Genomic DNA, 24,482 nt, shown 5'->3' on the forward strand with positions numbered 1-24,482 from the left:
GCACCGGCCTCGGCGGCCTGCTCCGCCCAGCGGCGGGCCTGCCTGCTGCCGTAGCCGCCGACGCCGGGCACCACGGCGCAGCCCGACGGCGCGGCCTCCACCGTCGCCTTGACCACGGCGGCCCGCTCGTCGTCGGAGAGGGCCTGGTACTCCCCCATCGACGCGCACGGCGCGACCCCGTGGCACCCCTCGGCGGCGAGCCAACTGACGTGTTCCTGGAGCCGGTCGAAGTCGACCGACAGGTCGGCGCGAAACGGCGTGGTGACCGCGACCAGCACGCCCCGCCAGGGCCTACCAACTCCCACTCGGCAATCCCCTCCCCACCCGCACGCGGCGTCGCTGGTGCGGTTCGTACCGGAACCCTAGGAACGTCTGCCGCCACCGGTCTTCGGACAGATGCCGGAACAGACGCGGTGCCGCACCTCTTTTTGTCGTGACTTCGACAGTGGACCTTGCGCGATGACCCACCGGCACCGGAGGGTAAGGACTGGCGGTCGCGCGATCCCTGTCACGCAGCGCAACCATGGGAGTTACATGCACGGTGAGCTCCAGCGAATCGTCGACGCCGTCGCCGCCCGGGTGGGGCGACCCGCCCTCATCGAGGACCGCCGACAGCGGGTGGTCGCCTACAGCGAGCACGACGGCCCGATGGACGATGTCCGCCGGACGTCGATCCTGCGCCGGCAGACGACGCCGGAGGTGATCGCCTGGTTCCGAGACCGGGGCGTGCTCACGGCGCACGCGCCGGTCCGCACCCCCGCGTGCACCGAGCTGGACCTGCTGGCGAGGGTCTGCGTGCCGATCCGGCACGACGAGCTGCTGCTCGGGTTCGTCTGGTTCATCGACGCGGACGGCTCGATGACCGACGCCGACATCGCCACCGCGACCGGCCCCTTCACCGACCTGTCGCTGGCGCTGTACCGGGAGAACCTGCTCGGCGAGCTCGCCTCACAGCGGGAGACCGAAGCCACCCGCACCCTGCTGGTGGAGAGCCGGCAGGCGCGCGAGCACGCGGCGCGGGCGCTGCTGGAGGAGGGCGTGGTGATCGCCGACGGGTCGACCGTCGCGCTCGTCGCGCAGCTGGTGCCGGCCGGCGGACGGCAACCCGACGAGGTGGCCCGCATCGCCCTGGAACAGGCCCTGGTCACCACCCGCCGGTGGATCGGGGTACGGGAGACGCTGCACCTGGTCTGGCACGACCACGGGGTGCTGCTGGTCTGCGGCGACCGGGTAGCCGGCCGCCCCTCGCCGGAAGCCTCGGCCGGGCACCTCAACGAGGCGCTGGGCACCGCGACCCGGGGCCTGGCCTCGGTGGACCGGACCGTGACCGGGATCGGCCAGCCGCGCGCCGGGCTGGCCAGCGCGGTCGAGTCCTACCAGGAGGCAGCGCAGGCCGCCCGGGTCGGTACGCAACTGCCCGCGCTGGGTCGGGTGGTCTCCTGGGCCGGCCTGGGCATCTACCGGGTGCTGTCGCAGCTGGACAGTCAGCACCTCGACGTCGCGGGCGTCCATCCCGGGCTGGAGCGGCTGCTGCGCGACGACGCCCACCAGGTGCTGCTGGAGACCCTGGAGGCCTACCTCGACCTGGCGGGCAACGCGCACGCCACCGCCGAGAAGCTTCGACTGCACCGGACCACCCTCTACTACCGGCTGCAACGGGTGGAACAGCTCGCCGGGACCGACCTCAAGGACGGCAACGAACGGCTGTGCCTGCACCTGGCCATGAAGCTCGGTCGGCTCACCGGCCACTACCGCACGTCCTGACCCCGCCGCCCGGGCCGGCCGGACGTTGTCGCTGCCCGCAGGCCCAGCGGCAGCAGGCCAGTGGCCGGGAGCACACCCGATTGGATCGGCAACGGGGTGGGTAGATACCGGACATGGCGAAAGATGATGATGCGATTCTGATTGGTGGTCCGCGCGACGGAAGCCGGTACGCGGCCAACGATGCTGGGCTGGTGGAGCTGGAGATCGATGGGCTGATCCACCGCTACATCCACACGAGCCAGCACCGGCAGGTCGATGGTGCCGAGTTGCGGGTCTACAACTACGACGGGGAAGTTTCTCCTCAGGGCGCCCAGTCCGGGGTTGAGGACGCTCAGGACCGGGCGGCCTCGCCCCTCGCTGAGGCGAACAATTCCGACACCGAGTCGCGAAACTAACAGACGCGGATTCCGTTTTCCCGCTGTTTCGGCTGGTGGCCGCCCTTCGTCGGCTGGCCACCAGCCGTCGACACCGCCGCATCGGTCACGATCCTGACGACCAGAGCCGGCCGGAACCGCCGCCCAGCCCGCCCCGTGGCGAGCCGCCGCTACTGGGCAGGTCTGCGACGGCTGGCTTCAATGGCTGAGATGTGCTGCTCGGCCCACGCTCGGACGGCTCCGAGCGGGGCGTCCAGGGAGAGACCCAGGCTGGTGAGCGTGTAGTAGACGCGGGGTGGCACGCTCGCCTCGACCCGGCGGGTGACCAGGCCGTCGCGACTGAGGCTTTGCAGCGTCTGCGACAACATCTTGTTCGACACCCCGGGGGCGCGGCGGCGTAGGTCCGCGAACCCGAGCTCTGCCGGATGGTTCTCCGCCAGCACCTTGATCAGCATGGACGTCCATTTGTCGCCGATCCGGTCGAGCAGCTGCCGGGTCGGGCAGGCCGGGCTGAAGAGGTCCCCGGTTACCCCGGGCTCACCAGGTGGCGCGAAAGTGCCGTCTTGCCAAGCCATCAGGCGTCTCCCATGTTTAGCAGGTAACCAATGGTAACCAGCAGGGGGCGACACATGGAGTTGCGCAGGATCCGGACGAACGGCACCGAGTTGAACGTCGCCCTGGACGGCGCGGGCCCGCCGGTGCTGCTGATGCACGGTTGGCCGCACACCTGGCAGGTCTGGCGCGAGGTGCTGCCGTTGCTCGGCGGGCGGCGCCGCGTCATCGCACCAGACCTGCGAGGGCTCGGCGACAGCGCTCGCGCGGCGGACGGCTTCGACGCGGTGACCGGCGCCGGTGACATGCTCGGCCTGCTCGACGCGCTGGGGGTCGAGCAGGCCGAGGTCGTGGCCTTGGACGCGGGCGTGCCCGCCGCTTTCCTGCTCGGCACCCTGCACCCGGCCCGGGTGCGCCGCCTGGTGCTGGTGGAGGCGACACTGCCTGGCCTGCCCGGCGGCTTCCCGGCACCACCGTGGTGGTTCGGCTTCCACTCCGCTCCTGGGCTGGCCGAGACGGTGCTCGAAGGCCACGAGGCCGAATACCTCGACTGGTTCCTCACGGCCGGCACCTTCGAACGTCGGGGTGTGCCCCCGGAAATCCGAGACGCCTTCGTCGGCGCGTACACCGGCCGTGAGGCGCTGAGCTGCGGTTTCGGCTACTACCGCGCCGCCGAGCAGAACGCGGCAGCGATCTCCGCGGCCGGCCGGCTGAGCCCGCCCACCCTGGCCGTCGGCGGCAACACCGTCGGCGACCTGCTCTACCGGCAGCTCACCCCCATCGCCGATGACCTGACTGGTGAGCTGATTCCCCACAGCGGCCACCTCGTGCCACTGGATCGCCCGGACGCCGTCGCGCAGTTGCTCCTCACCGGCTCCGCCACGTCCCGTTAGCCGAGCGGCAGCATCCGGGTGAGTGGTTCGGCGGTCACGCACCGCGGCTCGACCCGCGGGAACGTCGATCCCCGACGAGCCGGCGGCCGGGGCACCCGCCCGGATCACGCGCTGACTACGCCACGAGCGGGAACCCGGGCCCGCTCCCGCTCGTGGCCACCGCTGGCCGGGTCAGTCAGTTCCCGGCACTGGTGAAGTTCAGGACGTCGATCCGGCTGCCGCCCTGGTGCGGTGCGAAGACGCTGGCGATGTTGTTGGACTTCAGCAGGCGGTGGTCGAGCAGCGGATCGGAGGTGAAGGTCGCCGTGGACCGGTAACGCACGGCCCAGTCCGACCAGACCGACGCTCGGGACGCGGTCGCGACCTGCAACACGCCCGTGTTCGAGGCGGCGCTGACCACGAACAGGTTGTCCTGGGAATCGACGCCGATGTCGCCGCGGCTGACGCCCGCCTGGTAGCCGAGGATCCGCTGGCGCCACTGGCCGGTCGCCGCCTCACGCCAGTAGTGGACGAGCACGGCGCTGGTGCGGGCGCGGGTGAAGACGGCGTCACTGGGCGCCGACGGCGGCAGGTGGGAGGCCAGGACGTGTACGTTGCCCGCCGAGTCGACGGTCTGCGATTCCTGATTCATCAGGCCGCGGTTCTGTCCGATGGTCCAGAACCGTGCCGCGGCGCTGGTCGTCGAGATCGGGCTGGAGTCGGCGGTGCCGATCAGCGCACCCGAACCACCGCGCCACGTTCGGCCCCGGTCCGTGCTGTACGCGTAGTAGAGGTCGTGGTTGGTGCTCGCGTCCATGGTCTCCCGCACGGTCCAGGTCATGTGCAGCACGCCCTGTCCGTCGTACTGGAACCCGAACAGGTAGGCATTGTTGCCGAGCGTGGTGCCATTCATGATCTTGCCGACGAAACTCCACACACCAGCCCGATATTCGAACAGGACCTGGTTGCCGTTCCCACTCTCCCCCGTACGGATCGTCAGTTGCAGACTGCCGTCGGGCATGGTGGTGAACTGCGGATAGGTCATGACCGCCATGTCGCGTCCGGCGAGGCTGCTCTGCACGGCCCCGAAGATGGCCGGTGACCAGGTGGCGGTGTCCGGTGAGGTGGCGATGCCGGCCACCGACTTGCGGTAGCGGAAACGCTGGGAATGCATGTCGAACGACAGGTGGATGCTTCCGTCCTCGTGCGAGAGCCCAAGGCTGATCACGTTGTGTGAATCGGTGGTGGTGGTGCGGTAGTCCGTCAGGCGGATGGTCTGCCACGTGCCGTTCGTCGGACGCCGGGAGACGTTGACGTAGCCCTGCTCGTCCCAGAACGCCGCGTACTGCCATCGGCGGTGCGAGACGATGCCGTCCTGCTGGAAGGACTCGCCGTTCATCAGGCCCGTGTAGCTCTCCGCGGTCCGGCCCTGGGTGGTCAGCGTGGTCGTGGTCGGCGCATTCACCGTCGGCGACGCCGCCGAGGCCGGTGAGCTGGAGGTGGCGACCAGCAGGAACCCGACCAGCGCCGCACCCGCCCTGTAACGTTTCAAGACCGTCATCGAAGATCCTCTCGTGGTGACCGCGTGCTCAACCGCAGTTTATGGATATCGGTAGATGGGATGAGGTATCGGGTTCACGGCGGTCCTCAGCTGCGGAGATTGCCCCGGGTGAGGCGATCAGGAAGTGCAGAACGACGCCGGCTCGGTGAGGCCGAGGTCCGCACAGTTCCATCCCGGTCCCTGATCGTGGTACCGCCAACCCGTGCCGGCTGTGTAATGGAACAGGTAGATGACGCCGCCGGCGGCCGGACGCTCCACGTCTGCCGCCGCCCAAGCCTCGACGCACTCCACTGGCCTGGAAGCGAAGGCCCAGGCCGCCGGCAGCTCGACAAGGGTCCCGAGGGTCGTCGTCGACGGACAGTCGGGACTCCGGGGTCCGTCACTGGTGCGGGTGGACGCGGGTGGCGTCGGAGGGTCGGGCCGGTGGCTGGCGGCCAGGGCGACCGTACCGCCGACGGCGAACACCACCGCCGTGGCCGCGGCGCCGGTGGCGAGCGCTATCCGCCGTTGCGACTGCCGCGACCTGCGCAGGGACCGCTCGTACATGTCGGCGGTGCCGCCGTGCTCACTCAGATCGGACATGGCCTGACGCAGCGGCCCGAGGTTGTCGGTCATCAGGCCTCCTCCATGACGGCCGAGAGCAGCTCGGGCGCTATCTCCCGCATGCGGGCCAGTGCCTTGCTGGTCTGACTCTTGATCGTGCCGACCGAGCATTGCAGCAGAGCCGCCGTCTCGGCCTCGCTGCGATCCTCGAAGAAGCGCGCCACCAGCACGGCCCGTTGCCGCTGGGTGAGTTGGGCGAGCGCCTGGTGCAGGGCAAGCTTGAGGTCGGTACGGCGAGCATGGTCACTGCCCGGCTGAACCACATCGGCCAGTTCCCCGGGCAGGGACTCGGCTACCCTACGGCGCCGCCACCAGCTCACATGCTGGTGGTACATGGCGGTGCGGGTGTACGCCTCGAAGTGCCCCGGATCATCCAGCCGGCGCCGGCCCCGATGAGTGCGGGCCAGCGCATCCTGCACCAGGTCCTCGGCGAGGTGCCGGTCACCGGTCAGCAGGAACGCCGTCCGCAACAACGCTGGCGAGCGGGTCCGAACGAACGCACAGAAAAGATCGTCTATGGAGTCCGCCATGCCCCGCTCGTCCCCTCCACGTACCGCAAAGTCCTTCGAGCAGCGGCGGCGTCGATGCGGCCGGTTGTTTGTGGTGCACAACGTAGCGGGAGTGCGCCACAGCGCGCGACCGCGGTCACCCCGGTCAGTAGATGCAGAACGGCGCCTCAGTGAGGCCGAGATCCTTGCAGTCGTATCCGCTGCCGTCGCCGTAGTACTTCCAACCCGTGGGGGCCTTGTAGTGGAACAGGTAGACGCCGTCACCAGCGGTCGGGCCTTGCGGATCGGCTCCCGCCCAGTCCTTGACACACTGGACACTGCCGAACGTCCAGCCCTTAGGAAGCTCGACAAGGCTCTCGAGAGTCTTCGCCGAAGGGCACTTGGCACTCGTGGCCGTGCTGTTCGCCGGCTTCGGCGCCGTCTCCACCGATTCCGAGACGCAGAACGGCGCCGGCTCGCTGAGACCGAGATCCTTGCAGTCCCAATCGCTGCCCTGGTCGTAGTACTTCCAGCCCGTGCCGGCCACGTAGTGGAACAGGTAGACACCGTCATCGACGGTCGGGCCCTGCGGATCCGCCGTCGCCCAGCCCTTGAAACACTTCACCTCCGCAAGAGACCAGCCCTTCGGCAGCTCGACCAGGGTCTGCAGGGTCGTCACCGAGGGACAGTCGGCAACCCCGGCCGCCGGGGTAGCCACCGCGGGCGACGCACTGACGACGCCAGTGGCCGACGTCGGAGCGGATGCGGTTGGGCTAGGACCAGGTGCCGGCGTGGAGCCGCAGGCCGAAAGTGCGAACAGGACGGCGGCAACGGGCAGCAGCAGAAGTGGACGTGCAGACATTCCTGGACCCCTATGGATCGTGGCGGTCGTCACTTACATCCGGGTACATGCGATCCACTGCCCGAAGGTTGCCGTCAACCAGAAACTTTCTCCAAAATCTTTCGGCGAACCCGGTCGGACGGTGCGGGCGGCGGGCCGGGAAGCGTCCCGAACCGCTGTCATCCGGCGTTGGCCGCTCAACGATCCCGGTCTCGGGCCTGCCGCCGCACCACGCCGTGGTCCGCTTGGACGTCGCGGATGGGCCGGGCGTCGAGCCGTCAGTTGCTGCGGTACCGGGACGCCAGCTCCGGGCTCTGCGCGTTGAAGGCGGTCAGATCCGCAGCGAAGACCGCGTTCAGCAGACCCGCGTCCTCCACACCCGGCGCCACCACGACCTCGCCCAGCTCCAGCCCGCGCAGACTGGCGGTGACGACATCGTCGGCGCTCATCCGTGGTAGGGCGCTCAGGTCCATGCCCTGACGCTCATGGAACTCGGTGGCCACCACGCCCGGGCACAGAACCTGGACCCGGACACCGGTGCCCTCGAGTTCGGCGCAGAGCGTCTGCGACATGGCGACGGCGAAGGCCAGCCCACCCGCATAGACCGCGCGACGCGGCATCACCGAGCTCGGCGCGGGACCGCTGAAGGCGATCATGCCGGCGACGTTGATGATGGTGCCCTCACCGCGGGCCTGCATGCCGCCCACGACCGCCCGGGTGAGCATCGTCGGCGCCACCATCTTGACGTGGGCCAGCTCGTGGGCCTTCTCGGCGGACAGGTCCGCCAGTGGCATGTAGTGCGCGACGCCGGCGTTGTTCACCAGCAGCGTGATGTCCTCGGTTGCACAGACCTGGGCGACGGTGTCGATCCCGTCGTCGGTGGAGAGATCTGCCGCGACACCGCGGACAGCGACCTCCGGGTGGGTGGCGGCAAACTCCTCCAGGCGATCCTCGCGGCGCCCCACGATGATGAGGTCGTAGCCCAACCCGGCCAGCCGTTCCGCGAATGCCCTGCCGATGCCCGACGTGGCGCCGGTGACGAGTGCCAACTTGCTCATGACGGATCTCCCTTCCAGTTGGTGGTGCCCACGGCCGGCGGCCTGTTGTCGGCGGGCCCGGATGCGGACCGGCGAACCCGCTCGGGGCTCATGCGCCACGTGGACGTTCCGGCCGTCGTCCGGCACGCGACGTCGCCGGTGGGGTGGACGCCGCACCCAGCAGAATCACCCGTCGGCGACGAGGTAGGCAGTGCCGCGTTCTTCCTGGTATCGGCATTACCAGGCATCGGCGACCGGGCGGTGCTGTCCGCCCGCTCCCTGGTGCGTGACTAGCATCGACGATATGGCCGAAGACCTGCTCGCGGGATACTTACGGGCACGCCGGGGGCAGCTGCGTCCGGGTGACGTCGGGTTGCCCGAGGGGACTGGTCGACGACGCGTGACGGGTCTGCGACGCGAGGAAGTGGCCCTGCTGGCGGGCATCAGCGCTGACTACTACCTGCGGCTGGAGCAGGGGCGCGGCGGGACACCCTCACTCCAGGTCGTCGGGGCGCTGGCACGGGCACTGCGCCTCGACGACGCGGCCACCGCCTACCTGACGAGCCTGGCGACACCGGCGACGACCAACGCCGACCCTGGGTCGCCGACCGGCGAACAGGTGCCGGCCAGCGTCGAGAACCTCGTCCGGCTCCTGCCCCTGCCCGCCTTCGTTACCGGCCGCAACTTCGACGTCCTCACCGCCAACGACAACGCTTTCCGGATCTCCCCGGAGCTGGTGGCCGGGAAGAACCGGCTGTGGTCGTTCTTCGTCGTCGACTCGGAGCGGAACCTCTACCGGGACTGGCAGACGACGGCGCGACGTTTCGTCGCGGTCGTGCGGGACTCCGTCGGCCGGGGCGCGGCCCGCCCCGACTTCCTGGCGCTGGTCACCGAGCTGTCGGAACGCAGCGAGAGCTTCCGTCAGTTGTGGGACCGGCACGATGTCGTCGCGCGCGACACCGACTTCGCGCTGCTGCAACACCCCGTCGCGGGGCCCCTGCGGCTGCACCTGGAGCGTCTGGCCGTCGCCGGAATACCCGAACAGGGCCTGGTGATCTACCACCCCACCGCCGGCTCGGAGGACGCCCGTCGCCTGGCCCGGCTTCTGACCACGGCGGACAGGGGTGCGCAAGGAGCATGATCGACGAAGCGGCGAGGTGGAGATCACCGCCGAAGGTCGCGACCGCTGGCGGCAGGCGATGAGCCTGAGAACCGACGCGGAACGGACCGCGGTCGCCTCGCTGTGGGCCGACGAACAGCGCCTGCTGAGCGGGCTGCTACGACGCATCCCGGCGCCCCTGGAAGCCGACTCGGGCAACAGCAGGGAGACACCGGCCTGGCGAGCCGGGGCGGACCGACGCCGGGCAGCACTTGGGCAGCAGCGGGTGAGCCTCAGCGGCAGGCTCCCGGGTGCCGATCAGGCGCGAAACGCCTCGATCGTGAGTGCGGCGAAGCGTCGAGAGGCGGCGACCCGGGCGTTCGTCGAGGTGGCGTGCAGGCCACCGTTGGCCATCAGCATGAGGACGAGGTCGTCCAGGGCCACGTCAGGCCGCAGGTGGCCGGTGCCCTTGGCCCGGCGCATCAGGTCGGCGAGCGAGGCGAGGGCGGCTTCGCGCTTCGCGGCGAGATCCACGGCGTGGGGAAATGCCGAGGTGAACGCCGCGGTGAAACCTCGGCTCCGGGCTTGCAGCTCACAGAGTTGCTCGATCACCAGACAGAGGCCGTGCCAGGGATCCGGGTCGGTGAGCCCTTCGTCGACGACGGCGACGCACGCGTTCATCTGGTCCGCGAACGCCTCCGTGGCCAACGCCTGCTTGGTGGGGAACCGGCGGTAGAGGGTGGCGGGGCCGACTCCCGCGCGCCGGGCAATCTCGCGCATCGGCACGTCCATGCCTTCGGCGGCGAAGACCGCCCGGGCGGCGTCGAGGATCCGCTCACGGTTGTCCAGCGCGTCCGACCGCAGGTTTTGAGTCAAATGGCCGCTCACTCTCTCACTCTAGCTAAACGGACGCATGCGTCCACTACCGTTCGGGCGTCCGCAGGGCTGGCTTGGGAAGGGTGACGAACAGTGAAGGCAGTGGCGATCAGGGAGTTCGGCGATCCGCGCGGGCTGGCGGTGGTCGACCTTCCTGCCCCGGTGCCCGCTCCCGGGAGGGTGTTGATCACCACCGAGGCGGTCGGCGTAGCTGGCGCCGACGTCCTGATTCGAAGCGGTGCTCTCGCCGCGTACGGCTTCCGCGAGGGTCACATCCCGGGCGGCGAGGTTGCCGGCACGGTCACGGCCGTGGGCGACGGCGTCGACCCCGCGTGGGTCGGGCAACGCGTCTGGGCCTTCACCGGTACGGGCGGCGGATATGCCGAGCAGGCGGTCGCCCCGGTCGGGGAGGTTCTGCCCCTGCCGGCGGGCCTCTCCGCGGTCGACGCCGTGACGCTCGGCAGCTCCGGGGTCGTGGCTCACTTCGGCCTCGCTCACGCGCACTTCTCGCCAGGCGAGACGGTCCTGGTACGTGGCGCGGCCGGCAGTATCGGGATCATGACGGTGCAGCTCGCGGTCGGCGGTGGTGCCGGTGCCGTCGCGGTCACGACCTCGTCGCCTGAGCGCGGCCGTCGACTCCGTAGCCTTGGTGCGACCCACCTGCTGGACCGCTCCGGGGCAGGAGGTGCGGACGATCCCACCGGCTACGACGTCATCATCGACGTCGTCGCGGGTCCGGGCATGCCCGCGTTCTTCGACCGACTCAACCCCAACGGCCGGCTCGTGGCCGTCGGCGCGGTCGGCGGCCAGCCACCCGCGGACTTCGGGACGAGGTTGATGGCCGCGTTCCAGAAATCGATGTCGTTCGCCACCTTCAGCGCGGCGACGGTGACGGAGGCCGCTCGACAAGCCGTACGAGTGGAGCAGTTCGCCGCCGCCGATCGTGGGGAGCTCCAGACCGTGGTGCACGAGATCCTGCCGCTGGAGCAGGCGGTGGTGGCGCACCAGAAGATGGACGCCGGCGAGGTCTTCGGAAGAATCGTCCTCACTCCGTAGGCACGGATCGTGCAGGGCCCACCGCCACTGGGAGCCAAGGTGGGCCGTCGCCGAGATCAAGACCTTCCCGCTGCGCATTCCGTTCGAGGGAGGCCCGTCGTCCGCGGTGGTCGCTCAGCCGACCGTCACCATCGACTTGTCGAAGGCCACGTAGCCGCTGTAGTCGCGCCCGACCCGCTCGAACGAGGCGGGGTACGGGTGGGGGTAGCTCCATGCGGCGTCGTGATGGGTCGCGTCGCCCACTGTCACGTCGTGGTACTGGGCGTCGCCCTTCCAGGGGCAGTTGTAGGGCGTCGCGCTGTCGCTGAAGAACTCGGACTTGAGTGCCGAGGGCGGGAAGTAGTAGTTGCCCTCGATGCTGATCAGGTCCGATTCGGGCGCGTCGGCGACGACAGTCCCGTTGATGGAGGCCTGCATGACTCACTCACCCTCTTAAGGAAATCGGTTGGTATACCTAAGCTAGCCGGCGGCGGGTACGAGGCCCCGGCGGCAGGGCTGAGAGCGCCACAAGCTGACGCGAGATCAGGCCGGCCCACCCTCGGTACCGAAGCCCGTCGAGGTGACCCGGTCGTCACCCCGACGACGCAGGATTTGCACCTCGGTGGTGGCCCCGGTGCCGGTCAGCGGCAGCACGCGTACCGAAGAAGGCACCACGGCGGACACGCTCGCCGGGGCGATCGTCACCCCGAGACCAGACGCGACCAGGTGAGCCACCGTGGCCCAGCTGCTGGCGTCCTGGACGATGCGCGGGGTGTAGCCGGCCTCCAGGCACGGCCGGAGATTGCGCTGGTAGGCCCGCTCGCCGGCCAGCCTCGGAAAGAAGACGAACGGGTCGTGCCGCAGCGCTGCGGCATCGATCGCCGGATCGCCCGCGTGCGGATGCTCGGCCGGCAGGACGGCGACGAAGGACTCGACGGCGAACGCGGTGGCGACCAGTTCGTCGTGGTCTTCCGCGTCCCGGACCACGCCGAGATCGACCTCGCCGGTCAGCAACCGGTCGATGATGTGCGCCGTGTACGCCTCGTGCAGGCGCAGGTGGACGGCCGGATGACGCTCGCGGAAACGACGGATCGGCGCAGCCAGCCCGAGCTGGATCGCCGAGCTGACGAAACCGATGTCGAAGCGCCCCTGCTCCCCGCGCCCGATCCGGCCCGCCTCGTGCACGTCATCGACCACGGTGGCCAGCACCCGCCGGCACCGTTCCAGGTACGCCTCCCCCGCGGGCGTCAGCGCCACCGACCGGGAGGTGCGAACGAACAGCGGCGTACCGATCATTGCCTCGAGCTGACGGATCTGCTGCGAGAGCGGCGGTTGGGCCATTCGCAGCCGCACCGCGGCCCGACTGAAGTGCAGCTCCTCGGCGACCGCGACGAAGTAGCGCAGGTGGCGCAACTCGGGTTCCATACTTCAACAATACGGATCCCTCAGAACGAGATATTGGACGTTTGGATAGCAGCGATGTGACGATTGGTGCATGACCTCGAGCACGCTGACCATCACGTCCATGACGACCGCCGCAGAGGCCGACGCCTTCCGGACGTTGAACGAGGAATGGATCTCCCGCTTCTTCGTCATCGAGGAGTCGGACCGCAGAACCCTCGACGACCCTTTCGCCGCCATCGTCGACCCGGGTGGCGACGTGCTGATCGTCCGCGACGACGGGAAGATCGTCGGCTGTGTCGCTCTGGTCCGCAGCTCGGATGACGTCTTCGAGCTGTCGAAGATGGCCGTGACCCCGGCGGTACGCGGCAAGGGCATCGGCCGGCAGCTGATCCAGGCGGCGATCGACCGGGCCCGCACGCTCAACGCGTCCACCCTGTTCCTGGGCAGCAGCACCAAGCTCCCCAACGCGGTGCACCTCTACGAATCCGCCGGCTTCACGCACGTCAGCCCGGAACAGATCCCGCTACCGCCGTACGCTCGCGCCGACGTCTTCATGCGGATGGTGCTCTGAGGGTCGGGCCTGGCGCCGATCGGTTTCCGGGTGCACGCCGACGAACGGCTCTGGCCCCGCTCCCCTGCCAGCTGAGGCGCCAGACGTCACCCGGCCGGTTGGATACGCAGGACGGCGCCAGTGCCGCTGATCTTGACCACCTCAAAGCGCATGGCGTCGTTTATGGTCGCGACGGTCCCCGCCTGGCAGCTCATTTCGACACCGCCGCCGCCTTGCGACGACACGCCGCCGCCACCGGAACAGCCCGAAACGCTGTAACCGGACCCGGTCAGAGGCGCGACCATCTCGACCGCGGCGGCGGTGATCCCTGTTACCTCGATCGGCCCGAGGCCATACCTCTCCGGCACGGCCACGACGTCGCCCACGGCGACCTCGATCTGGCACGTCCCGTCAGCGCACGGCCCGCTCGGTGACGGTGACGGTGTGGCCGCCTGGGTTGGAGTCGATGCGCCGTCGGGTGCCGACGACTCGGTGCCGGACCCAGCCGGAGAATCCGCCGAACATGACGTCAGGACAGCGAGCACACCAACGGCAACGACCGCCGTGGGCGACATCCTCCGCATCACGGTAGCCATGAGATCGAGGCTACCGGCAAGGCCAGGTGCGCGGTCAGTCGCCGACCGCTGACGAATCGTGAACCGCCGGCCCTGTGCCTTGTCGGGTGCCGACGCTGGCACCCCAGCCGGCCCCCGCAGCACCAGCCCGCAGAGGAACTCCGGGTTGCCGGCCGCCGCCCTACTGAGGCAGCCGTCGTTCCGGAGATTGGCTGAGGTTCGACGCTGAGCCGTCGTCCGTTGGGGGCCCGGCGGGTTGGGGCTTGGTGTGTTGACTCGTCACGTTGTTGACAGGGCCAGTCGGGTGACCGGTGGTCGGGCCTGATGGATCGGCAGGTGTCGTCGCGCGGTGGTCGAACAGGTCACGTGCCGCTCGGCCACTGTCTCTGATCAACTGCGGTAGGTACTCGGCGATCTCTTCGGGCTGCCGGCCCGCGACGTGTCGGTTCCAGCGGTCGATGAGCTGCTGTAGCTGTTCGGGGACTTCGCGGCCCTTGAGCAGGGTGACCCACAGGCGCGACATCTGGTCCGAGAGCTGATCGAAGGTTGAGCGCAACCAGCGGTTCGCGCTGGCGATGGCCAGGAGCTGGAAGACACGCCTCGACAGCTCGGAGAAGCGTAGGACCGCTTCCACCTGATACTCACCGCCGGTATCGGGCGGGGACCACTCGCTCAGCAGCCCGGCAAGCTCGTGCGCCTCGACGCCGGAAAGGCGCTCCAAACCCAGACGGACAAGCTCGGGGCCGATGAGATCCCACGCCTCGACCAACTCCGACACGTCCTGAGCGTCGAGAGGGCTCACGACGTAACCGGCCCGGGGCAGCGTGATGATCAACCCGTCGCGGTCCAGACGAGCGAGCGCCCGACGAATCGGAGTCAGCCCGTACGGAATCGAGCGGGCCAGTCCCCGCTCAGTGAGCGACGTCCCCGGCGGAAGCTCACAGGTCACGATGCGGGTGCGCAGAGCAGCGTAGGCCTGCTGCGTCAGCGAAGCCTCCCCCGTCGCGCCCTGGTCGGTCACAAGAGAAAACCCTAGCCCGCCCCACGACCCCGACCCCAGGCGACATCGCGCGCTCTCCGCGACCGGACTTGACCACGCCCGGCCACCACAGGCATGCTCGGAACTGAAATTTCAGGCAGGTCGGAGGACGGAACCCGGTCTCAGAGGGCCTCGGGACGGGGCGAACAGAGGGGGTCTCAGCATGAGGGCATTCGTGCTCGCGTTCGGGACGCGCGGCGACGTACAGCCGTTCGTCGCCCTGGGGCGCGCGCTGTCCGACGCCGGCCACGAGGTACTGGTGGCCGGGCCGGCGTGTTACGAGCCGCTCGCCGCCGCCCACGGCGTTCCGTTCGCACCCGTCGACGACCGCTGGAACCGGCTCACCGACGAGCCCCACATCCAAGATGCACTTGCGACGAACTACCGCGGGCTGACGGCGAAACGGACAGCCGTCGAGGTGGTGCGCCGGACCCGGCAGTACATCGCCGCGGTGCTCGACGACATCACCGCGGCCGTTCCCGCCCAAACCGACGTCGTTGTGCACCACACGATGCTCCCCGGCCAGCACCTCGCCGAGGCCCTCGGCGTCCCCTCAGTCCCGGTGGCGCTACAGCCGAACTGGGTTCCGACCAGTTCCTTTCCGTGCCCGATGTGGGCCCCGACGTGGCTGCCCAGATCCTTCAACCGGCTGAGCTACCGACCGGCCGCGCTCGCACCTCAGATGCTCCTCGGACCGGTTGGGAAGCACTGGCGTGCACGACTCGGACTGAGGTCTCGGCGTGGATCCGGTGACCCGTTCCGCCGCCCCGACGGAGGCCCCGCCTTCGTACTGCAGGCGTTCAGTCGCCACGTCCTGCCGCGGCCGGCCGACTGGCCCGGTCACGCGCCCGTCACGGGATACTGGACCCTCGCCAGCGAGGGCCAGGGACCGTCGCCCGCCCTGGCCAGGTTCCTCGACAGCGGAGCACCGCCGATCTACGTCGGCTTCGGCAGCATGCGAGGCCAGAACCCCGAGGCGATCGGCGAGATGGTCCACCAGATGGTCCAGACAACCGGACTGCGAGCCGTTGTCGCAACCGGCGCCGGCGGAATCGCAATGGCAGGCTCGAACACCGACTCGGTCCACGTCGTCGACGACGCTCCGCACGACTGGCTGCTCCCCCGCACCGCGGCGATCGTCCACCACGGCGGAGCAGGAACGACAGCCGCCGCACTGCTCGCCGGACGCCCACAGGTGATCTGCCCCTTCACCGGTGACCAGCCGTTCTGGTCCGAGCGAATGCGATCCATCGGCGTTGCCCCGGATCCCATCCCGCAGCGGCAGATCACCGCCGAACGCCTCATCGAAGCAGTCGAAGCGACGAGATCCGACACCACGAAGTCCCGGAGGGCCGCCGACATTGGACATCTGGTGCGCTCCGAAGGCGGAACACACCGTGCCGTCGAACTTCTGCTCGAACTCACGGCCCACCAGGCCACACGCCCGGGTCAGTAGGGTCTCTGTACTCGGATCATCTTGTCAGGCCGAGCAGCGTCGTGAGAGTGGCAGCCAGCCGCAGCGCCCTGCCGAGGGCGCTCGGCGCCGCCCTGACCGGCCGCGCACCCATCCAGCAACGCATGCTGCTCACCCTGCGGGCGTCGCGCCCGCTGCAGGTCCCACCGGAGCTGCGGACCCTGCTGCGCTACGGCCGCGGTCCCGCACCCGCCCCGCCCATCCCCCGCCCGAGCACGCCCGACCAGGTGGGTTGGGGTGTGCCGTTGGGCCTCAGCGCCCTCAACGACGTCGTGTTCGAAAAACTCGGCCGGGACCGGCAGACCAGCGTGGCGGTGTACCTGTCCGGGCGGCTGTTCGCCACCTACTCCGCCGACGGCGTCATGGTCGCCTCGCCGACGGGCTCCACCGCGTACTCGTTCGCGGCAGGCGGACCGGTCCTGTCGCCGCGCCTCAATGCCCTCGTATTCACCCCGGTCGCCCCGCACATGGCGTTCAACCGCAGCATGGTCACCGCGCCGGACGAACCCGTGGGTGTCCAAGTGCTTCCACGATCGGGTCAGGTCGCCGTCGTCGTCGATGGCCGCGTACACGGAATCCTCGACCCCGGCGACTGGGTCGCCGTCTACCCTGCCCGACGCCGCGCGAAGCTCATCGTCGCGGACGTTGACGACTTCTTCGGCCAACTCCGGGACCAGTTCTCGCTGGCCGACGCTCCCGCCGCCCGCGCCGACACCGACAACCAGCCCCCGCTGCTGGTCTACCGCCCGGACCTACCGATCCCGGAGGACCTACAACACCTGCACCTGCCGGCGAACGAGGCCGGTTCGGTCTGAGCTTCACGGCTCACGCCTCCCCACGATCGCCGTCACTCTCGGCAGCACCCCGGCCCGGCCGCCGCGGTGAGGCCGTCGCGGATTGGTGTGACGTCGTGGGCGGCCGGCGCGAACTGGCCGAGGCGGACCATCTAGACATTGATGTCCATTACTATTAGTATCTGCTTTGCCAGCAGCGGCGTGCAGGCCGAACAGGCGGACGTTCTCGAATGTTCACCTACGGTCCCGGCACGTCGCTGAATGCGGAGTGCAGGGCCGACGACGCTACGTCCCCCCGCTGACTCCCGGAGGAAGCATGCTGGCGCTCTCCCGGCTCACCGCCCTGTTGGCCGCCGGCGTGCTCGCCGGGTTAGGCGTCACGGCGACGCCCGCCCCGGCGACTGCCGCTCCCGCCGCCCTGGCCGTGATCTGCAACCGGCACTGCGACGGTCGTGACGCCGCGTTGGCGCCGTCCGACCGGGTCCCGGTCACCGCGACGATCTACGGCCGGCAGATCTCGCTGCACTTCAACGACACCGACGCCATGGCCTGGTCCGTCATCGGCAACGGCAACTCCGGTGACCAGACGTGGCTTGAGCGGTCCTTCGACGGCGGCCGTACCTTCGCCGCCGACGGCCGGCTCGGCCTGACTCCGATCCCGACCGGCGTCGGGACCGGCCGCACCGCCATGTACAACGTGGACAACTGGACCACCTACCGCGTCGGGGCGCTGCGCGCCTGCGGCAAGGCCGGTGACCGGCCCGAGACGACCTGTACCGCGTGGGCCCGGTCGACCTGGAACGCCAGCAACCGCCGGACCGCCGCCGCCACCGGGCTGATGATGAGCTACAACCTCGACACCGGCCTGTTCGACACGACCGGCTGGTGGAACTCCGCTAATGCGCTCACCGCCGTGATCGAGAACATCCGGGTGAGCGGGATGGGCAGCTACCGGTACGCGATCGCCAACACCTACGACCGCAACGTCAACAAGTGGCTCGGCCAGTTCCGCAACGAGTACCTCGACGACACCGGCTGGTGGGCCATGGCCTGGATCGCCGCCTACGACCTCACTGGCGAGGCGCGCTACCTGGCCACCGCCCGCGCCGCCGCCGATCACATGAGCGCCTACTGGGACACCCGGTGCGGGGGCGGCATCTGGTGGAGCACCGCCCGGGCCTACAAGGCAGCCATCGCCAACAGCCTCTACCTGCAGGTGACCGCAGCGCTGCACAACCGCATCCCGGGCGACACCGCCTATCTCCAACGGGCGCGGCAGGAGTGGGCCTGGTTCCAGGGAACCGGCATGATCAACAGTTCGAACCTGGTGAACGACGGGATCAGCCTGTCCACCTGCCGCAACAACGGCAGCACCGTGTGGTCGTACAACCAGGGTGTGCTGTTGGCCGGGTTGACCGAGCTGCACCGCGCCACCGGCGACGCGGCGCTGCTGACCCGGGCCCGGCAGATCGCGAACGCCGCTACCACCAGCAGCCAGCTCAACTCCGGAGGCATCCTGCGCGATCCGTGCGAGCCGAACAACAACTGCGGGGCCGACGGCGCATCATTCAAGGGCCCACACGTCCGTGGGCTCGGCCAGCTCAACGCCGCGCTCGGTGACCATCCGTACACCGGCTATCTGCGGCTGCAGGCCGACACGGCATTCGCCAACAACCGCACCGCGCTGGACACCTATGGCCTGCGTTGGGCCGGACCGGTCGACGTCACGGACGCGGCCCGCCAGCACATCGCGGTGGACCTGCTAAACGCCGCCCCGTAGCCGGACGGGCACGAGAAAGCCGGCGGCCGATCGTTGAGCCGGAGGCCGTCTGCGGCCTTGCCCCGTGCTCCGTCCTCGGTGCTAGCCCACGCGGGCCTGGTCAGGTTCGCCCGGCCGAGCGGTAGGGACGGAAGAATTCGCGCAGCTCTTGCGCGTACAGCTCGGGCTCCTCGAAGGGCGCGAAGTGGCCGCCCCTGTCGAGCGCGGTCATGCGCACGACGTTGGCCGTGCGCTCGAGCCATGCGCGCGGCGGGTGGAGCGTGTCGCCGGGGAAGAGCGCGAAGCCGGACGGTACTTCGACCCTGCGGGCGTGTTGTTCCGGTGGGATCGCGGCGTTGGCGACGTACATGCGCATCGACGAGCCGATCGTTCCGGTCAACCAGTAGCGCGTGAGCAGCGTGAGGATCTCGTCCTTGGTGAAGCTCTGCTCGACATCACCGTGACAGTCGCTCCACGACCGCAGCTTCTCGACGATCCACGCGGCCAGTCCGGCGGGTGAGTCGGTCAGTCCCACGGCGGCGGTCTGCGGCTTGGTGCGGTGCATCGCGGCGTACGCGCCCTCGCTGGCCTGCCACGCGGCGGCGACGTCGAGCCAGGCCCGCTCCTCGGGTGCGAGATCAACGGCGGCGACAACCGGGAGACTGGCCTCCATCCGGTGCACAGCGACGACCCGATCGGGATGATCCAGGGCGAGGTAGCGGCTCACCGAGCTGCCGATGTCGCCTCCTACGGCACCGAACGTCGCGTACCCCAGCGCGGTCATCAGCTCGGCCCACAGCCCGGCGACCCCGATCGAGTCGAGGGGTCCTCCCGCAGGTCGGTCCGAGTGCCCGAACCCCGGCATGTCCGGCACGACCACGTCGAAGGCGTCGGCCGGGTCCGCGCCGTGCGTGCCGGGGTCGGTGAGCAGGGGCACCACCTTCTCGTAGCGCCACGACGAGTCCGGCCAACCGTGACAGAGGACCAACGGCAGCACCGGCCCCACCGGCGCGACGGCACGCGCATGGATGAACGAGATGCCCAGGTCCCGGACCCGCGTGCGGAAGCGTGGCAGGCGCGCGAGAGCGGTCTCCTGCGCCGGCCAGTCGAACTCCTCCGCCCAGTAGTGGACGAGTTCGCGCAGATAGGTGATGTCCGTGCCCAGCGACCACCCGGCATCCTCCGGGGCGTCCGGCCAGCGCGTCGCGCGCAGCCGCGCGCGTAGGTCCTCCAGCTCCGTCGCAGTCGCCTGCACCCGGAACGGCTCGATACTCGCCGGTTCCTGCGAGGAGGTCATCGGGGCGTCACCGCCTCACCGCGCTGCGGACGGCGACGGTACCGCCGTCCGCGCCAAGTGCTGGTGTCACGGACGGATCATTACACCTCTGCCTGCATCACCAGCGGTAACCGCCCGGCGGGCGGCAGTTCAGGGCGTGTTGACGATCCCATCCGGTGATGGCGCCGTCCTTCCTGGGTGACGCCGTCCGCGGACTAGGCGGGCGGCCCCGGACGGGGTTTTCTTACCGGCCGGGGCCTGACCGGGGCGCTTGTCGCGAACCGCGCCACAGCTTGGCCCAGGCTATGACGTCAAGCTCACCGTCGCAGAGCCGCCCACGCGCTGGCGATAGCCAACGCTGGCTGGTCACCCACACCTTGTTGCCGCGATCAAAGGCGAAAAGACGACCCGCCAAAGGCCACCCGGGCCGTCACGGGTTCTCCGGGTCCAGGTTCCGCTCGCGGAGCAGAGCGTCGAGCTTCGCCTCGATCCGCTCGTCCGACTCCCGCGACTGCGACGAGCCCCAGTAGTAGAAGAGCGCCAGACCGGCCGCCTGCCAGATCAGCTGGAGAAACTCGGACTGCCAATTTTCCAGAGTCGACGAGAAGAACTGGGGAAGGAACTCACCCCACGAAAACGCCTGCCCGTGCTGGGTGGCCTCGTTGCTTTCCACGGTCATCTGAAAGAGGAACTGGCCAACCCAGGACAGGAGGAACAACGCGCCGGTGACCAGCGCGAAGGCGTACGCCTTCGGCCATCGCGGCTTGCGAAACGGTGGCCCCTCAGGGCCACGCCGAACGAAGCGCCGACCGCTCTGCCCAGTTGTGCCATCCGACGAACGTGTCCCGGCGGTCCTGCCTCCTGCAACCATGACAAACCCCATCTCTACAGGTCAACGTCGACGAACGTGCCCCGGACCATGGGAAACCAAACCGACGCAGACGAGGCCCGGCACGGCTGCGTCGAAATCACCCGATCGGTTATTGCCCGTTGGCGGCCTGGCCCAGACCGGCCACTCCTCCCCTGGCCCCGCCACGGGCAACCGACAGTCAGCACTCCTGCGGCGAGACCCTCGGTGATGGGCTTGAACATCGCAACTTGCGGCAGCTGGGGACGTGTACCGCCGATTCGCGAGGGTAGGGAGCACCCCGGGTCGAGACATGCGCCCTCCAACGCCCGCCGTTCCGCAGATTCGCACCCGACGGCGGGCAGCCCCACGGAAAGGGGAGGCGCCATGTTGACCGACGGCATACCTCGCACCGGCCGAAGCCCTCGGCCTGCCGCCGCACCGGACCGCGACAGGCTCCGTGAGCCGATCATGTCATTGACCTTGACCGACGAGGGCTTGGCCAAACTGATCACCGTCTCGGGTGAGATCGACATGAGCAACGCACACCTGCTCACCGAGCTGGTGGAGTTCGTGTGCCGCCAGCCTGCGCCGGTGATCGCGTTGGACCTGTCCAGGGTGAGGTTCTTCGGCGCACACGCCGTGAGCGCGTTGCTTCAGGCCCAGGACATCGCCACCGACGCCAGGGCCGCCGTCCTCCTGCGTGACCCCGCGCCGTGCGTCACCTACATCCTCGCCACGACCGGCGCCCTGCGGAGCTTCCGGTTCGGCAGGACATGCCGGACACCTGAGTCCGCGGCGAGACCCATGACCGTTCCCCCACCCATTGGAGGCATCCGTGACGTCTGACATCCACGCCTACCTCGACGCGCACCGCCAGGACCTGGTCGAGGAACTCACCGGGTGGGTGCGGATCCGATCGGTCGCCGGGCTGCCGGAGCGCGAGATCGAGGTGCTCCGGTCGGCGAACTGGCTGGCTGGCACCCTGCGCGACCTCGGGTTCCCGGTGGTGCAGGTGTGGAACCGGGACGGCGCACCCGCCGTGTACGCCGAGTGGTGCGCCGTCCCGGGCGCGCCCACCGTGCTGGTCTACAGCCACCACGACGTCCGGGCGGCCAAGGACGAGCAGTGGGAGGAGGCCCCGCCGTTCGAACCGGCGGAACGCGGCGGGCGCATCTACGGCCGGGGCACGTCCGACGCCAAGGGTCAGGTCCTCGCGCACCTGTGGGGTCTGCGGGCCCACCTGGCGGCCAGCGGGCGCAGCGCGCCCTCGGTCAACATCAAGCTGCTCATCGAGGGCGAGGAGGAGACCGGCTCGACGCAGCTGTCGGACCTACTCGACGAGCATCGACCCACCGCCGACCTGGTGTTGTTCTCCGACACGCTGCTGTGGCACCGCGAGCACCCAGCCGTATGCATGGGCCTGCGCGGCATGATCAGCGCCGAGATCGAGGTGTACGGGCCGTTACGCGATGTGCACAGCGGCGCGGTCTCCGGGCCGGCCCCGAACCCGGCGATCGAGCTGAGCAAGCTGCTCGCCGCACTGCACGACGACAAGGGCCGCGTCACCCTGCCCGGCTTCTACGACGACGTGGTCGATCCGCCGGAGCGCTTCCGCGAGGAACTCGCCGCGCTGCCGTACCGCGACGAGGACTGGCTGGCCCGTTCGGAGACCCGCAGCATCGGCGGGGAGGACGGCTACAGCGTCCTCGAACGGCTCTGGACCCGCCCCGCGGCCGAGGTGCTCACCGTCGCCGCCGGTGACATCACCGGCGTCTCCCGCGCGGCGGTGCCCGCGGTCGCCACGGCCAGCCTGAGCATCCGTACCGTGCCGGACCAGCGGATCGCCGACGTGGCGGCACAACTGCGTCGGTGGGTCGCGGACACCATCAGCGACCGCGTCGAGTACGAGCTGACCATCTCCGAGGAGACCGCGCAGGAGCCGTATCGGACTCCAGCGGATCATCCTGCCGTCGGGGTGCTCGCCGAGGCGATGCGCGACGGCTTCGGCCGACCCGTCGTCGGGCGGATGGCCAACGCCGGTGGCGGGCCCGCAGAGCTGCTGGCCCGCAAGCTCGACGCACCGGTGCTGTTCTTCGGCACCGGCCTGCCCGAGGACCGCTGGCACGACAGCGACGAGAGCGTCGCCGTGGACGTGTTGCTGGCCGGCGCGGCCACCCTGGCCCGGTTCTGGTCCCGGCTGGCCGGGACGGATCTGACCACGGTCTCGGGACAGGAGCCAGGCGGCGAGGTCTGAACGTCCTGGTAATGACGTGGTGGCCCCCGGAGGCCGCGGTGTGGCACCGACGGGCCGACGGGGTGGGGATGCGGCGAGCACGTCGCCGACGGGCGGCGCGCTCGTTCGTCAACAGGAGGCCGCCATGTTCAGCCACGACCGACATCTGCAATTCCAGGCCAAGCCCGAGAAGCCCGACGCCCTGTTCGCGGCGAAGCTACAGGAGATCCTGGGCGGGCAGTTCGGCGAGATGACCGTGATGATGCAGTACCTCTGGCAGGGCTGGACCTGCCGGGTCCCCGGCAAGTACAAAGACATGATCATGGACATCGGAACCGAGGAGATCGGCCACGTCGAGATGCTCACGACCATGCTCGCCCGGCTCCTGGAGGGTGCTCCGGCGGAGACGACGGAGAAGGCCGTCGCCGCCAACCCGGTGCTGGCCGCGGTCATCGGTGGTATGAACCCGCAGCACGCCATCGTCGGCGGGGGCGGCCCACTGCCTCGAGACAGCCAGGGCGTCCCATGGAACGCCGGCTACATCGTCGCCAGCGGCAACCTCCTGGCGGACTTCCGCTCCAACGTGGCCGCGGAAGCGCAGAGCCGGCTGCAGACCAGCCGGGTGATGAACATGACCGACGACCCGGGTGTGAAGGAGATGCTGCGGTTCAACCTCGCCCGCGACACCTATCACCAGCAGCAGTGGCTGCTCGGCATCGAGCAACTCATCGCCGACGGCTACGCCGACCACGGCATCGAGAACTCGAACTTCGACGAGGAGAACAAGGACCACAACCACACGTTCTGGAGCTTCGGCACCGACAGCCAGGCCGGCGAGGGCCGCTGGGCACAAGGGCCGAGTCTGATCGGCGGCCCCGACCTCACCTACCTTGCGCAGCCGGTGCCGCTTACCGACGACACGGCCCTGCCCCCGCCGCCCGACCCCAAGCTGTACGCCACCTATGACGGCTCACGCGGCCCCGGCATGACCGGCGACGCCGCCGGAGCACACGCCCAAGGAATGAGCAACGTGGTCAAGAAGGTGAAGGACGCCCTCGACTGACCGGGTCGTACGGGCCCGGGCCCGGTCTCCGCGGGCAGGAGACCGGGCCGGGCGGTTTCGGTGGCAGCGGCGGGGCGACACGCCTCGACCGACGATGAGGCGACCCTGCCGGATGTGTGCACCGGAGGACTGGGGCGTGGCGGGTCGGCCACCCCGCACTTCGTCCTCGTCGGATGGGTCTGGTCTGGTCGACCGGCAGTCATGAGGGCCTATAGACTTGTCGCGGGTCAAGCCGCGTGCCCGTCAGTTCTTCTGATGGGAGCATCGTGCCGACCGAGAAACCGTCGTGGCCCCCACGTTCCCAGTCCAGGCAGTTCACGCCCCCCGCACGCGAACCGCCGAGGCCGCTGCCCTCTTCGAACG

General features: G+C 69.5%; 26 protein-coding genes. 12 read left to right on the forward strand and 14 right to left on the reverse strand.

All coding sequences use genetic code 11. The annotated features are described in order from the left end of the window. The coding region (locus PSH25_RS18165; RefSeq protein WP_238660209.1) for a dihydrodipicolinate synthase family protein at positions 1–305 on the reverse strand (305 nt) is incomplete at its 3' end. Positions 306–534: 229 nt separating this feature from the next. On the opposite strand from PSH25_RS18165, the gene PSH25_RS18170 reads away from it, so the two are divergent. Continuing rightward, positions 535–1,764, forward strand: coding sequence for a PucR family transcriptional regulator (locus PSH25_RS18170; protein ID WP_238660210.1), 1,230 nt, complete (start codon positions 535–537; stop codon positions 1,762–1,764). A 113-nt stretch (positions 1,765–1,877) separates the two neighbouring features. Further along, positions 1,878–2,159: a hypothetical protein gene (locus tag PSH25_RS18175; RefSeq protein WP_238660211.1), complete on the forward strand. Its 282-nt coding sequence runs from the start codon at positions 1,878–1,880 to the stop codon at positions 2,157–2,159. 149 nt (positions 2,160–2,308) lie between these two features. Here PSH25_RS18175 and PSH25_RS18180 read toward each other — a convergent pair whose 3' ends face one another. Beyond that, positions 2,309–2,713 (reverse strand): winged helix-turn-helix transcriptional regulator, encoded by a 405-nt coding sequence (locus PSH25_RS18180; RefSeq protein WP_238660212.1) that lies wholly within the window; start codon positions 2,711–2,713, stop codon positions 2,309–2,311. A gap of 54 nt (positions 2,714–2,767) precedes the next feature. On the opposite strand from PSH25_RS18180, the gene PSH25_RS18185 reads away from it, so the two are divergent. Further along, positions 2,768–3,583, forward strand: a complete 816-nt coding sequence (locus tag PSH25_RS18185; protein ID WP_238660213.1) for an alpha/beta fold hydrolase — start codon at positions 2,768–2,770, stop codon at positions 3,581–3,583. Between the two features lie 175 nt (positions 3,584–3,758). Here the strand turns inward: PSH25_RS18185 and PSH25_RS18190 are convergent, their stop codons facing one another. The 5 genes from PSH25_RS18190 to PSH25_RS18210 form a co-directional block, all read right to left on the reverse strand. Further along, the gene (locus PSH25_RS18190) at positions 3,759–5,123 is read right to left on the reverse strand and encodes a BNR repeat-containing protein (protein WP_238660214.1); all 1,365 of its coding nucleotides are present in this window, start codon (positions 5,121–5,123) and stop codon (positions 3,759–3,761) included. Between the two features lie 117 nt (positions 5,124–5,240). Next, positions 5,241–5,738: a hypothetical protein gene (locus PSH25_RS18195; protein WP_238660215.1), complete on the reverse strand. Its 498-nt coding sequence runs from the start codon at positions 5,736–5,738 to the stop codon at positions 5,241–5,243. Next, entirely contained in the window at positions 5,738–6,256 is a 519-nt protein-coding gene (locus PSH25_RS18200; RefSeq protein WP_238660216.1) for a SigE family RNA polymerase sigma factor, read from the reverse strand. The genes PSH25_RS18195 and PSH25_RS18200 overlap by 1 nt, the downstream gene beginning before the upstream one ends. A gap of 124 nt (positions 6,257–6,380) precedes the next feature. Beyond that, positions 6,381–6,893, reverse strand: a complete 513-nt coding sequence (locus tag PSH25_RS18205) for a hypothetical protein (protein WP_238660217.1) — start codon at positions 6,891–6,893, stop codon at positions 6,381–6,383. A gap of 440 nt (positions 6,894–7,333) precedes the next feature. After that, on the reverse strand, positions 7,334–8,113 hold the full coding sequence (locus PSH25_RS18210; RefSeq protein WP_238660218.1) for an SDR family NAD(P)-dependent oxidoreductase: 780 nt from the start codon (positions 8,111–8,113) through the stop codon (positions 7,334–7,336). Between the two features lie 283 nt (positions 8,114–8,396). On the opposite strand from PSH25_RS18210, the gene PSH25_RS18215 reads away from it, so the two are divergent. Further along, positions 8,397–9,233, forward strand: coding sequence for a helix-turn-helix transcriptional regulator (locus PSH25_RS18215; protein WP_238660219.1), 837 nt, complete (start codon positions 8,397–8,399; stop codon positions 9,231–9,233). Positions 9,234–9,509: 276 nt separating this feature from the next. On the opposite strand, the gene PSH25_RS18220 is transcribed toward PSH25_RS18215, so the two are convergent. Further along, positions 9,510–10,079, reverse strand: coding sequence for a TetR/AcrR family transcriptional regulator (locus tag PSH25_RS18220; RefSeq protein ID WP_238660220.1), 570 nt, complete (start codon positions 10,077–10,079; stop codon positions 9,510–9,512). Between the two features lie 81 nt (positions 10,080–10,160). Here PSH25_RS18220 and PSH25_RS18225 point away from each other — a divergent pair, with 81 nt between their 5' ends. Beyond that, on the forward strand, positions 10,161–11,123 hold the full coding sequence (locus PSH25_RS18225) for a zinc-dependent alcohol dehydrogenase family protein (RefSeq protein WP_238660221.1): 963 nt from the start codon (positions 10,161–10,163) through the stop codon (positions 11,121–11,123). A 114-nt stretch (positions 11,124–11,237) separates the two neighbouring features. Here PSH25_RS18225 and PSH25_RS18230 read toward each other — a convergent pair whose 3' ends face one another. Continuing rightward, positions 11,238–11,540 (reverse strand): DUF427 domain-containing protein, encoded by a 303-nt coding sequence (locus tag PSH25_RS18230; RefSeq protein ID WP_238660222.1) that lies wholly within the window; start codon positions 11,538–11,540, stop codon positions 11,238–11,240. A 105-nt stretch (positions 11,541–11,645) separates the two neighbouring features. After that, positions 11,646–12,527 (reverse strand): LysR substrate-binding domain-containing protein, encoded by an 882-nt coding sequence (locus tag PSH25_RS18235; RefSeq protein ID WP_238660223.1) that lies wholly within the window; start codon positions 12,525–12,527, stop codon positions 11,646–11,648. 70 nt (positions 12,528–12,597) lie between these two features. Here PSH25_RS18235 and PSH25_RS18240 point away from each other — a divergent pair, with 70 nt between their 5' ends. Beyond that, positions 12,598–13,077, forward strand: a complete 480-nt coding sequence (locus PSH25_RS18240) for a GNAT family N-acetyltransferase (protein WP_238660224.1) — start codon at positions 12,598–12,600, stop codon at positions 13,075–13,077. 86 nt (positions 13,078–13,163) lie between these two features. Here PSH25_RS18240 and PSH25_RS18245 read toward each other — a convergent pair whose 3' ends face one another. Together PSH25_RS18245 and PSH25_RS18250 are read right to left on the reverse strand one after the other, a co-directional pair. Continuing rightward, a complete protein-coding gene (locus PSH25_RS18245) occupies positions 13,164–13,442 on the reverse strand; it encodes a hypothetical protein (protein ID WP_238660225.1) in 279 nt (92 codons plus the stop codon). Positions 13,443–13,812: 370 nt separating this feature from the next. Continuing rightward, positions 13,813–14,652, reverse strand: a complete 840-nt coding sequence (locus PSH25_RS18250) for a GntR family transcriptional regulator (protein WP_238660226.1) — start codon at positions 14,650–14,652, stop codon at positions 13,813–13,815. Positions 14,653–14,845: 193 nt separating this feature from the next. Here PSH25_RS18250 and PSH25_RS18255 point away from each other — a divergent pair, with 193 nt between their 5' ends. From PSH25_RS18255 to PSH25_RS18265, 3 genes are all read left to right on the forward strand, one after another. Further along, positions 14,846–16,126: a glycosyltransferase gene (locus tag PSH25_RS18255; RefSeq protein ID WP_238660227.1), complete on the forward strand. Its 1,281-nt coding sequence runs from the start codon at positions 14,846–14,848 to the stop codon at positions 16,124–16,126. A gap of 47 nt (positions 16,127–16,173) precedes the next feature. Next, complete coding sequence (locus PSH25_RS18260) at positions 16,174–16,959, forward strand: NAD(+)/NADH kinase (protein ID WP_238660228.1); 786 nt, start codon at positions 16,174–16,176, stop codon at positions 16,957–16,959. A 295-nt stretch (positions 16,960–17,254) separates the two neighbouring features. Then, positions 17,255–18,718 (forward strand): glycoside hydrolase family 76 protein, encoded by a 1,464-nt coding sequence (locus tag PSH25_RS18265; RefSeq protein WP_238660229.1) that lies wholly within the window; start codon positions 17,255–17,257, stop codon positions 18,716–18,718. Between the two features lie 100 nt (positions 18,719–18,818). Here the strand turns inward: PSH25_RS18265 and PSH25_RS18270 are convergent, their stop codons facing one another. Together PSH25_RS18270 and PSH25_RS34020 are read right to left on the reverse strand one after the other, a co-directional pair. Then, the gene (locus PSH25_RS18270; protein WP_238660230.1) at positions 18,819–19,994 is read right to left on the reverse strand and encodes an epoxide hydrolase family protein; all 1,176 of its coding nucleotides are present in this window, start codon (positions 19,992–19,994) and stop codon (positions 18,819–18,821) included. A 409-nt stretch (positions 19,995–20,403) separates the two neighbouring features. Beyond that, positions 20,404–20,856 (reverse strand): DUF6766 family protein, encoded by a 453-nt coding sequence (locus PSH25_RS34020; RefSeq protein ID WP_308193689.1) that lies wholly within the window; start codon positions 20,854–20,856, stop codon positions 20,404–20,406. Positions 20,857–21,291: 435 nt separating this feature from the next. On the opposite strand from PSH25_RS34020, the gene PSH25_RS18280 reads away from it, so the two are divergent. The 3 genes from PSH25_RS18280 to PSH25_RS18290 all read left to right on the forward strand — a co-directional run bounded on the left by PSH25_RS18280 (position 21,292) and on the right by PSH25_RS18290 (position 24,119). Beyond that, complete coding sequence (locus PSH25_RS18280) at positions 21,292–21,669, forward strand: STAS domain-containing protein (RefSeq protein ID WP_238660232.1); 378 nt, start codon at positions 21,292–21,294, stop codon at positions 21,667–21,669. Beyond that, on the forward strand, positions 21,659–23,077 hold the full coding sequence (locus tag PSH25_RS18285) for a M20/M25/M40 family metallo-hydrolase (RefSeq protein ID WP_238660233.1): 1,419 nt from the start codon (positions 21,659–21,661) through the stop codon (positions 23,075–23,077). The genes PSH25_RS18280 and PSH25_RS18285 overlap by 11 nt, the downstream gene beginning before the upstream one ends. A gap of 124 nt (positions 23,078–23,201) precedes the next feature. Beyond that, positions 23,202–24,119: a manganese catalase gene (locus PSH25_RS18290; protein WP_238660234.1), complete on the forward strand. Its 918-nt coding sequence runs from the start codon at positions 23,202–23,204 to the stop codon at positions 24,117–24,119. Positions 24,120–24,482 lie beyond the last annotated feature (363 nt).

Origin of the sequence: Micromonospora foliorum, assembly GCF_022229015.1 — a bacterium.
GTDB classification, from domain to species: domain Bacteria; phylum Actinomycetota; class Actinomycetes; order Mycobacteriales; family Micromonosporaceae; genus Micromonospora; species Micromonospora foliorum.